The organism is Micromonospora sp. NPDC005299, from assembly GCF_042872345.1.
GTDB lineage: Bacteria > Actinomycetota > Actinomycetes > Mycobacteriales > Micromonosporaceae > Micromonospora.
Genome location: NZ_JBIAKG010000001.1, coordinates 173,393 through 187,277, shown reverse-complemented (window position 1 = coordinate 187,277; position 13,885 = coordinate 173,393). Strand labels below are relative to the sequence as shown.

14 protein-coding genes are annotated in these 13,885 nt (G+C 71.2%); 9 read left to right on the top strand and 5 right to left on the bottom strand.

The genetic code is table 11. The features are described from left to right. The first annotated feature begins 2 nt into the window (after positions 1-2). The 6 genes from ACFYPD_RS00920 to ACFYPD_RS00895 all read left to right on the top strand — a co-directional run bounded on the left by ACFYPD_RS00920 (position 3) and on the right by ACFYPD_RS00895 (position 5,612). A complete protein-coding gene (locus ACFYPD_RS00920; protein WP_387107354.1) occupies positions 3-932 on the top strand; it encodes a F0F1 ATP synthase subunit gamma in 930 nt (309 codons plus the stop codon). Further along, a complete protein-coding gene (gene atpD / locus ACFYPD_RS00915; RefSeq protein ID WP_387107353.1) occupies positions 932-2,368 on the top strand; it encodes a F0F1 ATP synthase subunit beta in 1,437 nt (478 codons plus the stop codon). Before ACFYPD_RS00920 ends, atpD begins: the two co-directional genes overlap by 1 nt. Before the next feature lie 217 nt (positions 2,369-2,585). Then, a complete protein-coding gene (locus tag ACFYPD_RS00910) occupies positions 2,586-3,728 on the top strand; it encodes an LCP family protein (protein ID WP_387107350.1) in 1,143 nt (380 codons plus the stop codon). A gap of 136 nt (positions 3,729-3,864) precedes the next feature. Beyond that, positions 3,865-4,143 carry a F0F1 ATP synthase subunit epsilon gene (locus tag ACFYPD_RS00905; RefSeq protein WP_387107348.1) on the top strand — a complete coding sequence of 93 codons (279 nt, stop codon included), beginning with the start codon at positions 3,865-3,867 and terminating at the stop codon, positions 4,141-4,143. Between the two features lie 12 nt (positions 4,144-4,155). Beyond that, a complete protein-coding gene (locus tag ACFYPD_RS00900; RefSeq protein WP_387107346.1) occupies positions 4,156-4,611 on the top strand; it encodes a DUF2550 domain-containing protein in 456 nt (151 codons plus the stop codon). A 458-nt stretch (positions 4,612-5,069) separates the two neighbouring features. Then, on the top strand, positions 5,070-5,612 hold the full coding sequence (locus ACFYPD_RS00895; protein WP_387107343.1) for a hypothetical protein: 543 nt from the start codon (positions 5,070-5,072) through the stop codon (positions 5,610-5,612). Positions 5,613-5,710: 98 nt separating this feature from the next. Here the strand turns inward: ACFYPD_RS00895 and ACFYPD_RS00890 are convergent, their stop codons facing one another. Next, positions 5,711-6,130, bottom strand: coding sequence for a VOC family protein (locus ACFYPD_RS00890; RefSeq protein WP_387107342.1), 420 nt, complete (start codon positions 6,128-6,130; stop codon positions 5,711-5,713). Continuing rightward, a complete protein-coding gene (locus tag ACFYPD_RS00885; protein ID WP_387107339.1) occupies positions 6,106-6,678 on the bottom strand; it encodes a cob(I)yrinic acid a,c-diamide adenosyltransferase in 573 nt (190 codons plus the stop codon). The genes ACFYPD_RS00890 and ACFYPD_RS00885 overlap by 25 nt, the downstream gene beginning before the upstream one ends. On the opposite strand from ACFYPD_RS00885, the gene murA reads away from it, so the two are divergent. Together murA and ACFYPD_RS00875 are read left to right on the top strand one after the other, a co-directional pair. Further along, positions 6,677-8,116, top strand: coding sequence for a UDP-N-acetylglucosamine 1-carboxyvinyltransferase (murA, locus tag ACFYPD_RS00880; protein ID WP_387107336.1), 1,440 nt, complete (start codon positions 6,677-6,679; stop codon positions 8,114-8,116). The genes ACFYPD_RS00885 and murA overlap by 2 nt on opposite strands. Positions 8,117-8,193: 77 nt before the next feature. Next, positions 8,194-9,042: a 3-hydroxyacyl-CoA dehydrogenase family protein gene (locus ACFYPD_RS00875; RefSeq protein ID WP_387107334.1), complete on the top strand. Its 849-nt coding sequence runs from the start codon at positions 8,194-8,196 to the stop codon at positions 9,040-9,042. A gap of 40 nt (positions 9,043-9,082) precedes the next feature. Here the strand turns inward: ACFYPD_RS00875 and ACFYPD_RS00870 are convergent, their stop codons facing one another. The 3 genes from ACFYPD_RS00870 to ACFYPD_RS00860 all read right to left on the bottom strand — a co-directional run bounded on the left by ACFYPD_RS00870 (position 9,083) and on the right by ACFYPD_RS00860 (position 11,668). Next, positions 9,083-9,895, bottom strand: a complete 813-nt coding sequence (locus ACFYPD_RS00870; RefSeq protein ID WP_387107332.1) for an alpha/beta hydrolase — start codon at positions 9,893-9,895, stop codon at positions 9,083-9,085. An 82-nt stretch (positions 9,896-9,977) separates the two neighbouring features. After that, on the bottom strand, positions 9,978-10,823 hold the full coding sequence (locus tag ACFYPD_RS00865) for an ABC transporter permease (RefSeq protein ID WP_387107329.1): 846 nt from the start codon (positions 10,821-10,823) through the stop codon (positions 9,978-9,980). Next, complete coding sequence (locus ACFYPD_RS00860) at positions 10,823-11,668, bottom strand: ABC transporter ATP-binding protein (RefSeq protein WP_387107326.1); 846 nt, start codon at positions 11,666-11,668, stop codon at positions 10,823-10,825. Before ACFYPD_RS00860 ends, ACFYPD_RS00865 begins: the two co-directional genes overlap by 1 nt. A gap of 151 nt (positions 11,669-11,819) precedes the next feature. Here ACFYPD_RS00860 and ACFYPD_RS00855 point away from each other — a divergent pair, with 151 nt between their 5' ends. Next, positions 11,820-13,826 carry a protein meaA gene (locus tag ACFYPD_RS00855; RefSeq protein WP_387107324.1) on the top strand — a complete coding sequence of 669 codons (2,007 nt, stop codon included), beginning with the start codon at positions 11,820-11,822 and terminating at the stop codon, positions 13,824-13,826. Positions 13,827-13,885: the final 59 nt, after the last annotated feature.

The following is a 13,885-nucleotide window of genomic DNA, read 5'->3' as shown; positions in this document are numbered from 1 at the left end:
CGATGGCCGCGCAGGTTCGCGTTCTTCGTCAACGGATCCGCTCGGCGAAGTCGATGAAGAAGATCACCAAGGCGATGGAGCTCGTCGCGACGAGCCGCATCGCCAAGGCCCAGGCCCGGGTGGAGGCTTCGCTTCCGTACGCCAAGGCCATCACCGGCGTGCTCACGGCGCTGGCCTCGAACGCGCGGATCGACCACCCGCTGCTCACCCCGCGCGAGCGGGTGCAGCGGGCCGGCGTCCTGCTCGTCACGGCCGACCGTGGGCTGGCCGGTGGCTACAGCACCAACGCGATCCGGACCGCCGAGTCGCTGATCGCCCGGCTGCGGGCCGACGGCAAGGAGCCGGTGCTCTACGTCATCGGCCGCAAGGGCGTGACGTACTACCGGTTCCGCAACCGGGACATCGCGGCGAGCTGGACGGGCTTCTCCGAGCAGCCGGGCTTCTCCGACGCCCGCGAGGTGGGCGAGACGCTGATCAAGGCGTTCTCGGCCGGCGCGGACGACGCGGAGGGCAACGCCGGGGCGGACGGGGTGCTCGGGATCGACGAGCTGCACATCGTCTACACCGAGTTCAAGTCCCTGATGACCCAGACGCCGGTCGCGAAGATCATCGGCCCGATGCAGGTCGAGGACCGCCCGCGGTCCGAGGGCCTGCTGCCGGCGTACGAGTTCGAGCCGGAGGCGGAGGCGTTGCTCGACGCGCTGCTGCCGAAGTACATCAACACGCGGATCTACGCGGCGTTGATCGAGTCGGCGGCCAGCGAGTCGGCGGCCCGGCGGCGGGCGATGAAGAGCGCCACCGACAACGCCGAAGAGATGATCGAGAAGTACACGCGTGAGATGAACACGGCCCGCCAGGCCGGGATCACCCAGGAGATCAGCGAGATCGTCGGCGGCGCGAACGCGCTGGCCGCGTCGGGAAGTGAAGTGTGATGACTGCCCCAGTAGAGACCAAGACGGCCACGGGTCGCGTGGTCCGGGTCATCGGCCCGGTCGTCGACGCCGAGTTCCCGCGCGACGCCATGCCGGCCCTGTTCAACGCCCTGCACGTGGACGTGACGCTCTCCGGCGGCGAGAAGAAGCTGACCCTGGAGGTCGCCCAGCACCTGGGTGACAACATGGTCCGCGCCATCTCGATGCAGCCGACCGACGGCCTGGTCCGCGGCTCCGAGGTGCGCGACACCGGCTCGGGGATCAAGGTTCCGGTGGGCGACGCGGTCAAGGGCCACGTGTTCAACGCGATCGGCGAGGTCCTCAACCTCACCGAGGGCGAGACGCTCACCCCGGACGACCACTGGGGCATCCATCGCAAGGCCCCGGCCTTCGCGGACCTGGAGCCGAAGACCGAGATGCTGGAAACCGGCATCAAGGTCATCGACCTGCTCGCCCCGTACGTCAAGGGCGGCAAGATCGGCCTGTTCGGCGGCGCGGGCGTGGGCAAGACGGTGCTCATCCAGGAGATGATCACCCGGGTGGCCCGGAACTTCGGTGGCACGTCGGTCTTCGCCGGCGTGGGTGAGCGCACCCGTGAGGGCAACGACCTCATCGCCGAGATGACCGAGTCCGGCGTCATCGACAAGACCGCGCTGGTCTACGGCCAGATGGACGAGCCGCCGGGCACCCGGCTGCGGGTCGCCCTCTCCGCGCTCACCATGGCGGAGTACTTCCGCGACGTGAAGAAGCAGGAGGTGCTGCTCTTCATCGACAACATCTTCCGCTTCACCCAGGCCGGTTCCGAGGTCTCCACGCTGCTCGGCCGCATGCCGAGCGCCGTGGGTTACCAGCCGACCCTGGCCGACGAGATGGGCGAGCTCCAGGAGCGGATCACCTCCGTCCGGGGCCAGGCCATCACGTCGATGCAGGCGATCTACGTGCCCGCCGACGACTACACCGACCCGGCGCCGGCCACCACGTTCGCCCACCTGGACGCGACCACCAACCTGGAGCGGTCGATCTCCGACAAGGGCATCTACCCGGCCGTGGACCCGCTGGCGTCCTCGTCCCGGATCCTCGCCCCGGAGTTCGTCGGCCAGGAGCACTTCCAGGTCGCCACCGAGGTGAAGCGGATCCTGCAGCGCTACAAGGACCTGCAGGACATCATCGCCATCCTCGGCATCGAGGAACTCTCCGAGGAGGACAAGGTCACGGTGGGCCGCGCCCGCCGGATCGAGCGCTTCCTGTCGCAGAACACCTACGCCGCCGAGCAGTTCACCGGCGTGCCGGGCTCGACGGTCCCGATCAGCGAGACCATCGAGGCGTTCAAGAAGATCAGCGAGGGCGAGTACGACCACTTCCCCGAGCAGGCGTTCTTCATGTGCGGCGGTCTGGAGGACCTCGAGAAGAAGGCCAAGGAGCTGATGGAGGGCTGAGAGCCCGCTCACACTCCACAGAGGCCGCCCCGACGAACGTCGGGGCGGCCTCTGCCTGTTCGTGGTCCCCCGTTACCAGATGCCCGGTTCGCGGGGAAGCGGTTCGCCAGACCGCGCGGTACCGTTCGTGACACGACGTTCACATCATGAGCGTTTGATCTCTGCAACGAAACAGATCCGCGCGCCCGTCTACCAGTCGTGGGCGTGACGATTGGAGATGCTCGTGGGTGAGGCCGGCACGGACCGCGGCAAGCGGTCCCGGTGGCGTGGCGTGCCGCGGTGGGCCCGGGTCTGCACCATCCTCGGCGTCGTCATGATGGTGCTCAGCGGCTCCGTGCTGGTGGGCTACCACGCGCTGGTCGCCCGCTACGAGGGCGCGGTCGGCAAGGGTGACCTCTTCGGTGACCAGGCGGCCGGGGCCCAGGAGAAGAAGAGCGACATCAAGGGCCCGCTGAACATCCTGCTGGTGGGCATCGACCCCCGCAACCCGAGGACCCGCCCGCTCGCCGACTCGATCATGATCCTGCACGTGCCGGCCGGCATGGACCGCGGCTACCTCTTCTCGCTGCCGCGCGACCTCCGGGTGGAGATCCCCGACTTCCCCAAGGCCAACTACTCCGGCGGCACCGATCGGATCAACGCCGCCATGTCGCACGGCAGCGCTGTTGCCGGGCAGAACCCGAGCGCCGCCCAGGGCTTCGAGCTGCTCGCCAAGACCGTGCAGCAGGTCACCGGGATCGAGCGCTTCGACGCCGGGGCGATCATCAACTTCACCGGCTTCAAGAAGATCGTCGACGCCATGGGCGGCGTCGACATGAACATCGAGCGGGACGTCAAGTCCGAGCACCTGCAGCCGGACGGCACGCCGCGCCAGCTCAAGCCGGGCGGTGGTGGCTACCTCGGCCCGCAGGCCGTCTACAAGAAGGGCAACGCCCACCTCAACGGCTGGCAGGCGCTGGACTACGTCCGGCAGCGCTACCCGAAGAACGGCGTGCCCGACGCCGACTACGGCCGGCAGCGACACCAGCAGCAGTTCATCAAGGCGATGGTGAGCCAGGCGTTCAGCGCCGACGTGGTGGCCAACCCGGTCAAGCTGGACCGGGTGCTCCGCGCGGCCGGCCAGTCGCTGGTCTTCAACGGCCGGGGCAACAGCGTGGTCGACTTCGCACTCGCCCTCAAGGGGATCCGGGCCGAGTCGATCGAGACGATCAAGCTGCCCGGCGGCCCGGTCGAGACCAGCCGGGGATACCAGGGAGAGCGCCTGCTGCCGGCCGCCGAGGACTTCTTCGCGGCGCTGCGCAACGAGCAGGTCGACGCGTTCCTGCTGGAGCACCCCGACTTCAAGCAGAAGAGCAAGTAGCGTGAGCGCCAGCGGGCCGCGGCGGGTGCCGGGGCTCGTAGGCGTGACCGTGGCGCAGCTCTCGCCACCCGCGTTGGGTGGGCTTCGGGGGCGCGACTAGACTTTCGGCAATCCGCCGCCGCAGCAAGGAGACAGCGTGGCACAGCAGCTTCACGTCGAGCTCGTAGCCGTCGAGGAGAAGATCTGGTCCGGCGATGCCGAAATGGTCGTCGCCCGCACGACCGAAGGTGAGCTGGGTGTGCTGCCGGGGCACGCGCCCCTGCTCGGCCAGCTCGCCGAGCCCAGCCAGGTTCGCATCAAGCAGGCCGGCGGCGAGCAGCTCGCGTACGATGTGGCGGGCGGGTTCCTGTCGGTGTCCGGTGAGGGCGTGACCGTCCTCGCCGAGAGCGCCACCCCGGCCACCCCGGCCCGCTGAGCCGACCCGCCGATGGAGATCGTGGAAGGGATCGGAATCGGCGTCGCGGTCGTCTTTGCGGCGCTTCTGATCCTCTTCATCCGGCGGGCCCTGTTCACTCGCAGCGGAGGCATCATCCGGCTCAGCGTCCGGGTGTCCACGATCCTCGACGGCCGGGGCTGGTCGCCCGGCTTCGGCCGCTTCGTCGGCGACGAGCTCCGCTGGTACCGCATGTTCAGCTTCGCCCTGCGTCCCAAGCGGGTGCTCTCCCGTAAGACCCTCGCGGTGGAGCGGCGCCGGCTGCCCGAGGGGCAGGAGCGGCTCTCCATGCCGGCCGACTGGGTGATCGTGCGCTGCACCAGCAACCACGCCCCGGTCGAGATCGCCATGGCACGGTCCACGGTCACCGGCTTCCTCTCCTGGCTCGAGGCCGCCCCACCCGGGGCGGCCTCGCCGCGTCTGGCCTCCCAGGACTGGCCCGCCGCCTGACCTCGCCCGGCCCGCTCGGGTACCGACGACTGTACCTTGGCGTGGGGTGAATGTCCGGTTTGCGCATGCCCTCGTCCGCTGAGTGGAACGCCACGTGTGTCTCCCGGGCCGGGATACCTCCATGGCGTTCCACCGACCGTCCGGACTTGGGCGGGGTGTCCGGTTCGTGGGGTGACCGGCGGCATCCCGGCGGCGGAATGGCCGGCGGGTGGGGGTCGTTGTATCCCCGTGAACGACCGAGGAAGGACAGCCCGCCAGGCGGGTGTCCCGGGCCCGGAATGATGGTGGGCCGGCGGTCGTTACACATGGTCCCGGCGCCGCGAAGAGGCCCCGCCCCGCGCGCTGGATGATCCCCCCAAGACTTTCCCCTTGTGAGCGCCTGACGGTGCTTGCGCACACCACCTTGAGTCGACCCCCGTCGGCGTGTGTGCGCCAACCCCCGAATGGAGCCATCCCCCATGAACACGATGCTGCGTAAGAGCGTGCTGGGTATTGCTGGTCTGGCCTTCACCGGTGGAATCTTCGCCGGTCCGGTCGCCGCCCACGCTGAGCCGGTGAACAGCACCAAGCCGGTCGCCGTGAGTGTGCAGGGCGCCCAGTCCAAGATTGACCTGAACGACGAGCAGACCGCGAACGCCAAGGCGATCATCGCGGCGACGAAGAAGGCCGGCCTGCCCGAGCGGGCCGCGGTCATCTCGATCGCCACGAGCCTGCAGGAGTCGAAGCTGGAGAACCTGGGTCACCTCGGTGACGCCAACGATCACGATTCGCTGGGCTTGTTCCAGCAGCGCCCGACCTCGGGTTGGGGCACGCCGGAGCAGATCACCAACCCCGAGTACTCGACGCTGGCGTTCCTCAAGGGTCTCAAGCAGGTCGACGGTTGGCAGGACATGCCGCTGACCGAGGCCGCGCAGACCGTGCAGGTCTCGGCCTACCCGGACGCCTACGCCCAGTGGGAGCAGCAGGCCACCGACATCGTCCACCAGCACTGGAACAGCTGACCTGAACAACGACCGCTGGCCGGCACCCCCGAACAACGGGGGTGCCGGCCAGCGGCGTATCCGGAGCGGGCGGCAGCGACCGGAAACTTCGCCAGGATTCAGCCCACGTCGGCGACCAGCTCGACCTCGTACCCCTGGGTGTCGGAGAGGTAGGCGGCGTAGGTCTCCGGGCCGCCGGCGTGGGGATGGCGGTCCGGGAACAACAGCTCCCACCCGTGCTCCGGCGCGGCGGTGACCAGCCGGTCCACGGCGGCCGGCGGGCCGGCGTGGAAGGCCAGGTGGTTGAGGCCCGGCGCGCGCCGATCGTGGGTGCGCCCGGTGAGCGCCGGGGACTCCTCCAGGACCAGGTAGGTCGGGCCGAGCCGCCAGGAGCGGCCGGCCGGCCAGTCCTGGTGGGGCGTCCAGCCCAGCTCGCCGAGGAGCCAGCCCCAACTACGCCTGGCAGCGACGAGATCGGGTACCCAGACCTCCACGTGGTGCAGCGCGCCCACGGTCAGCGGTTGCCGCCCGGCACCCATACCACATCCCCATCCGGATTTGCCGTTCTTGACAGGATAAAGAGCAGATCGGAGAGCCGGTTGAGATACTTTGCCGGGAGCGTGCTGGTCCGATCCGGATCGTGCGCGACCAGCGCCCACCCCGCACGCTCGGCGCGCCGGGCGGTCGTCCGTGCCACGTGCAGCAGCGCCGCGCCAGCGGTGCCGCCGGGGAGGATGAAGGAGTCGAGCTTGCTCAGGCGCGCGTTGTACTCGTCGCACCAGCCCTCAAGGCGCTCCACGTACTCCTCGGTGACCCGCAGCGGCGGGTACTTCGGATCGGGCTCCACCGGGGTGGCCAGGTCCGCTCCGACGTCGAACATGTCGTTCTGGATCGACCCCAGCACCGCCCGCAGCTCGTCGGGGAGCTGCCCCAGGGCGAGCGCGACGCCGATCGCGGCGTTGCACTCGTCCACGTCCGCGTACGCGGCGATCCGCGGATCGGTCTTCGGCACCTGCTCGTTGTTGTTCAGCCTGGTCATGCCGGCGTCGCCGGCCTTGGTGTAGATGCGCGTGAGGTGGACGGCCATGACGCACAGCCTACGGATACCGGACCTGACGATCCCGGCGCGGCCGGCCCGCGCCGGCTGGTCGGCCGGGGTGGGGCCGGGCGACGCCGGCGACCCGGCGGTCAACGACGTCGACGTCATCCGGGTGCTCGGTGAGGCCCGGCTGGCCGGCACCGTGCACGTGGTCGGGGCGAAGAACTCAGCGTTGAAGCTGATGGCGGCGGCGCTGCTCGCCCCCGGGCGCAGCGTCATCACCAACGTTCCCCGGATCACCGACATCGCCATCATGGGCGAGGTGCTGCGCCGGCTCGGCTGCGCCGTACGCTTCGCCGCCGACGACCCGGTCGACCCGATGGTGGCCCGCGGCGGGGTGGAACGGTCCCGGTCGGTGGTGATCGACGTGCCGGAACAACCGGGTGCGGAGGCCGACTACGACCTGGTCCGCCGGCTGCGCGCGTCGATCTGCGTGCTCGGTCCGCTGCTGGCTCGCCGGGGGTACGTGCGGGTGGCCCACCCCGGCGGTGACGCCATCGGCTCGCGCGGCCTGGACATGCACATCGCCGGGCTGTCCCGGATGGGCGCGGAGATCTCCGGCGAGCACGGCTTCGTCATCGCCGAGGCCCCGGACGGACTGCACGGCGCGGACATCCTGCTGGACTTCCCGAGCGTCGGCGCCACCGAGAACCTGGTGATGGCGGCGGTGCTGGCCCGGGGCACCACGACGATCGACAACGCGGCGCGGGAGCCGGAGATCGTCGACATCTGCACCATGTTGAACCGGATGGGCGCCCGGATCGAGGGGGCCGGCACCTCGACCCTGCACATCGTCGGGGTGCCCGAGCTGCGCCCGGTGCGGCACGCCACGGTGGGGGATCGGATCGTCGCCGGAACGTGGGCGTTCGCGGCCGCGATGACCCGCGGCGACGTGACCGTGACCGGCGTCGACCCGACCTACCTGGAGGTCGCGCTGGACAAGCTGGTCTCGGCCGGCGGTCTGGTGGAGACCCGCGGCGGCGCCTTCCGGGTACGCATGGACGACCGGCCGAAGGCCGTCGACGTGGTCACCCTGCCCTTTCCGGGTTTCGCCACCGACCTGCTCCCGATGGCGATCGGGCTGGCCGCGGTCAGCGACGGGGGCTCGCTGATCACCGAGAACATCTTCGACGGCCGGTTCATGTTCGCCAACGAGATGATGCGGCTCGGCGCGGACATCAAGACCGACGGCCACCACGCCCTGGTGTGCGGCCACGAGCGCCTCTCCGGCGCCCCGGTACGCGCCACCGACATCCGGGCCGGCGCCGGCCTGATCATCGCCGGGCTCTGCGCCGAGGGCGTCACCGAGGTCTCGCACGTGCACCACGTCGATCGTGGCTACCCGGACTTCGTGGCCGACCTGCGGGCCCTCGGCGTCGAGGTGGAGCGCGGCACCGCCCCCGAGGAGCCCGACCTCGCCATCTGAGGGACCGCCCTTAGCAGTCGTTCAGCCTCGCGGATTAGGGTGCTGGCAGACACTCATTCGCAGCGAGGGAGAAGCAGATGGCGGGTCGACTCGCGGTCGTCGGTGCCGGGTTGATGGGCGCGGGCATCGCCCAGGTGGCGGCGCAGGCGGGCTGGCAGGTGACGCTGCGCGACCTGGACGACGCGGCCACCAAGCGGGGCGTCGACGGCATCCGGAAGTCGCTGGAGAAGTTCGCCGAGAAGGGGAAGATCGAGGCGTCCGAGGTCGAGGCGACCCTGGCCCGGATCACCCCGACGACCGAGCTGGAGGCGGCGGCCGACGCGGACATCGTCGTCGAGGCGGTCTTCGAGAAGGTCGAGATCAAGCACGAGGTGTTCCGCGCGCTGGACAAGATCTGCAAGTCCGACGCCGTGCTGGCCACCAACACCTCGGCCATCCCGGTCACCCAGATCGCCACCGCCACCGAGCGCCCGGAGTCGGTCGTCGGCACCCACTTCTTCTCGCCGGTGCCCATGATGAAGCTCTGCGAGCTGGTCCGCGGCTACAAGACCAGCGACGCGACCCTGGCCACCGCCAAGGCGTTCGCCGAGGAGATCGGCAAGACGGTCGTGGTCGTCAACCGGGACATCGCCGGCTTCGTCACCACCCGGCTGATCTGCGCCCTCGCCATGGAGGCGGTCAAGCTGGTCGAGTCCGGCGTGATCTCCGCCGAGGACCTGGACACGGCCTGCAAGCTGGGCTTCGGCCACGCCATGGGCCCGCTGGCCACGGTCGACCTGACCGGCGTGGACGTGCTGCTCAACGCCAGCAAGAACATCTACACCGACACCGCCGACGAGAAGTTCTTCCCGCCGGAGCTGCTCCAGCGCATGGCCACCGCCGGCGACCTGGGCCGCAAGACCGGCCAGGGCTTCTACAGCTACTGAGCCGTGCGCCTGACGCCCCCGGCCGCCCCGGTCGGGGGCGTCACGCTTTCCGGTTCGGGGTCAGGGCCGCGCCGAGCAGGGCGAACGCGCCCGGGATGACCGTGCCCCAGTAGGCGAAGTTGTGCCGGCCGTCGGCCCAGGCGGCGCGTACCGGGGGTTCGGGCAGCGCCCGGGCCAGTGCACGGACGTCCTTGAGGAAGGCGTCCTGCCGGCCGCACCAGAGGCCGACCGGGGTGCCGCGCAGCCGGTCCACACCGGTGAAGACCGCGTCGCCCGGGCGGACCGCGGGGGAGAAGGCAGCCACCGCCCGCAGCCATTCCGGGTACGCCTCGGCGAGCAGCAACGCCCCGAACCCGCCCATCGACCAGCCCCAGACGGCGAGCCGGCTGCTGTCGAAGCCGCGCCGGGCGCACCAGGTGGGCAGCTCCTCGCGGACCATCCGCTGCGGGTCGTCGTCGCCGGAGCGGCGCCAGGAGAGGCGGCCGCCGGTGGCCCCGGCCAGCGCGAAGGGCGGTGCGCCGCGGCGTACCGCCTCGGTGAGGAACCGGGCCAGCCCGAACCGGCCGTAGTCCCGGGGTGTGGCCGAGGCGCCGTGCAGCACCAGACAGACGGGGAGGCCGCGGCCGTCGCCGTACCCCTCGGGCACGGCCGTCCAGAAGTCCACCTCGCGGCCGCGGGCCCCGGAGGCGATCCGGATCAACCGCTCCTCCCCGGCCGGCACGTCCGGCACGGCGGGCGCCGGCCCGGGCCGGGGCTCGGCGAGCTGCCGGGCGGCGAGCCCGCCGACCAGCCCGACGCCGGCCACCCCGGCGGCGGCGCCCAGCAGGGTGCGCCGGGTCAGGATGTGAGCCATGCCGGCGAGTGTGCCACCCGCGGAGTGAGGAAGGGCCCCCTGTTATACGTCAGGCGATAACAGGGGCCCCTTCCTTGCCTCGTCAGCCGTCGCGCTTGGTGGTCCAGCGGAAGGTGGTCAGGCAGAGCACCAGGCCGATCACGCACCAGAGCCCGAGGACCAGGGCGACCCGGCCCAGCTCGAACGAGCCGCCCGGTTCCTGCGCCCCGAAGCTGTCCGGCAGGAAGACCGACCGCAGTCCCTGGCACATCCACTTGAGCGGGAAGAGCGCGGCGACCTGCTGCATCCAGCTCGGCAGGCTGGTGAAGACGAAGAACACGCCGGAGATGAACTGGAGGACCAGGGCGACCGGGGTGACCACGGCCGAGCCGCTGCGGGCGGTGCGGGCCAGCGAGGAGATGGCGATGCCGCACAGGGTGCAGGCGGTGACGCCGAGGACGGCGACCCAGCCGAAGGTGGCCCAGCGGGCGGCGGTGTCCGGCAGCGTCAGGTCGAACAGCGCGACCGACACGGCGAGCAGCAGCGCGGTCTCCGCGATGCCGATGGCCACCACCATGAGCACCTTGCCGGCGAACCAGACCCACTTCGGCATCGGGGTGCCCCGGTAGCGCTTCAGCACGCCCCGGTCCCGCTCGATCGGGATCCAGATGCCGAGGTTCTGGAAGCTCACCGTCATCAGGCCGGTCGCGATCATTCCGGTGATGAAGTACTGCGTGTAGCTGACGCCCGGCGCGATCTCGTCGTTGAAGATCGCCGCGAAGATCAGGATCATGATGACCGGGAAGCCCATCGTGAAGACGACGGACTCCCGGGAGCGCAGGAACTGGGTGATCTCCAGCCGGCCCTGCCGGAGGGCCAGCGCGCCCCCGCCCGGCCGGCGGCCTCCGGCGGCGGCGACCGGGGCGGCCGGCTTCGTCGTGGTGGTCATCAGTGTCCGATCATCCGCAGGTAGACGTCTTCGAGGGTCGCCCGGGTCACGGTGAGGCCGGGGACCTCGCCGCCGAAGCGCGCGGCCAGCTCCGCCACCAGCGCCGTCGGCGTCGCGGTCTCCGCCGTCTCCGGCGTCCCGTCCGGGGTACGCCAGGAGACCGTCGCCAGCGCCTCCTGGCGGTTGCCCAGCCGGTTCGGCGGGGCCACCTCGACCACCCGGCCGGCGGCAATCACACCGACCCGGTCGGCGAGGGCCTCGGCCTCGTCCAGGTAGTGGGTGGTGAGCACGATGGTGGTGCCGGCGGCGGCGAGGTCGCGGATCAGCTCCCAGAACTCGCGCCGGGCCTCCGGGTCGAAGCCGGTGGTGGGCTCGTCGAGGAAGAGCAGTTCGGGGCGGCCGACGATGCCCAGCGCCACGTCGAGCCGGCGCTTCTGCCCGCCGGAGAGGGTGTGCGTGCGCGCCCTGGCCTTGGCGCCCAGCCCGACCCGCTCGATCACCTTCTCCGGGTCGTCGGCGTCGGGGTAGAAGCCGGCGAAGTGCCGGACCACCTCGGCGACGGTCAGCTCGTCGAACTCGCCGGTGCCCTGGAGCACGATGCCGACGCGGGAGCGCCAGCCCGCGTCCGGGTGGGCCGGGTCGGCGCCGAGCACGCGCACCTCGCCGGCGTCGCGCCGCCGGTAGCCCTCCAGGATCTCCACCGTGGTGGTCTTGCCCGCGCCGTTCGGGCCGAGCAGGGCGAACACCTCGCCGCGGTGGACGTCGAGGTCCACCCCCGCCACCGCGACGTTGTCGCCGTACGCCTTGCGCAGCCCCCGTACGGAGATCGCGAGCTCGTCATCCATGACGTCCAGTGTGCGACTCCGGCGGGCCGGCCGTCGTCCCGGGGTGTGGTGGTGTCGGCCATGTCGCGCCGCTCGTGCCCGTCGGTCCGCTCCATGGACCTGTGTGGTTTTCCACAGCCCGTTTTACTGAACGGTAACTTAAACTCCGGCCATGGACGAGAAGGCTCCTTCGGGGCGGCTGCCGGAGCGCGACCGGCCCTGGGTGATGCGCACCTACGCCGGGCACTCCTCCGCCACGGCCACCAACGCGCTCTTCCGCCGCAACCTGGCGAAGGGGCAGACCGGGCTGTCGGTCGCCTTCGACCTGCCCACCCAGACGGGCTACGACCCGGACCACGAGCTGGCCGCCGGCGAGGTGGGCCGCGTGGGTGTGCCGGTGGCGCACCTCGGCGACATGCGGGCCCTCTTCGAGGGCATCCCGCTCGCCGAGATGAACACCTCGATGACCATCAACGCGCCGGCCATGTGGCTGCTCGGCCTCTACGGCACGATCGCCGCCGAGCAGGGCGCCGAGCTGGCCCGCTGCGCCGGCACCACGCAGAACGACATCATCAAGGAGTACCTGTCGCGGGGGACGCACATCTTCCCGCCGGCGGCGTCGCTGCGGCTCACCGCCGACGTCATCGCGTACACGCTGCGCGAGATGCCGAAGTGGAACCCGGTGAACATCTGCTCGTACCACCTCCAGGAGGCCGGCGCGACGCCGGTGCAGGAGGTCGGCTTCGCCCTGGCCACCGCGGTCGCCGTGCTCGACGCGGTGCGCGACTCCGGCCAGGTGCCCGCCGAGCGGATGGGCGACGTCGTCCAACGGATCTCCTTCTTCGTCAACGCCGGCGTGCGCTTCGTCGAGGAGATCGCCAAGATGCGCGCGTTCGGCGCGCTCTGGGACGAGATCACCCGCGACCGGTACGGCGTCGAGAACCCGAAGCAGCGCCGCTTCCGGTACGGCGTCCAGGTCAACTCGCTGGGCCTCACCGAGGCGCAGCCGGAGAACAACATCCAGCGCATCGTGCTGGAGATGCTCGGCGTCACCCTGTCCCGCGACGCCCGCGCCCGCGCCGTGCAACTGCCGGCCTGGAACGAGGCGCTCGGCCTGCCCCGGCCCTGGGACCAGCAGTGGTCGCTGCGCATGCAGCAGGTGCTGGCGTACGAGTCGGACCTACTGGAATATCCGGACCTGTTCGAGGGCTCGCACGTGATGACCGCGCTGGTCGACGACATCGTCGCCGGGGCCCGGGTCGAGCTGGAGAAGGTGCTGGAGATGGGCGGCGTGGTGGCCGCCGTGGAGACCGGCTACCTGAAGAGCGCCCTGGTCGCCTCGCTGGCCGACCGGCGCCGGCGGATGGAGGTGGGCACCGACGTGGTGGTCGGCGTCAACCGGTTCACCGAGACTGAGCCGTCGCCGCTCACCGCGGCCGGCGCCGAGGCCATCGAACAGGTCGACCCCGCCGTCGAGGCGGCCGCCACCACCGCCGTACGCGAGTGGCGGGCCGGCCGGGACACGGCGGCCGTGGACGCGGCACTCGCCCGGCTGCGCGCGGACGCCGCGACCACCACGAACCTGATGCCGGCGACGCTGGAGTGTGTGCGGGCCGGCGTGACCACCGGCGAGTGGGCCGGCGCTCTGCGCCAGGTCTTCGGCGAGTACCGGGCGCCCACCGGCCTGTCCGGCGCCGCCGTCTCCGGCGGCGACCCCGGCCTGGGCGCGGTCCGCGAGCGGGTCGCCGCCACCGCCCGCGAACTGGGCAGCGGCCGGCTGCGGCTGCTCGTCGGCAAGCCCGGCCTGGACGGGCACTCCAACGGCGCCGAGCAGATCGCGGTACGCGCCCGCGACGCCGGCTTCGAGGTGGTCTACCAGGGCATCCGGCTGACCGCCGGGCAGATCGTGGCGGCCGCCGTGGAGGAGGACGTCGACCTGGTCGGCCTCTCGGTGCTCTCCGGGTCGCACCTGGCCGCCGTGCCGGCCGTGCTGGACGGGCTGCGCGCCGCCGGACGGGCCGACCTGCCGGTGGTGGTCGGCGGCATCATCCCGGCGGTCGACGCGGACGCGCTCCGGGCCGCCGGGGTGGCCCGCGTCTTCACCCCGAAGGACTTCGCGCTGACCGGCATCATCGACGACCTGGTCACCGTGATCCGCGAATCCAACGGCCTGTCCTGAGCCCGGTCGGGTTCGTGAAGGCAGGTCTGGCCTGCCGTTCCTGGGCCGGTCATGGTCCG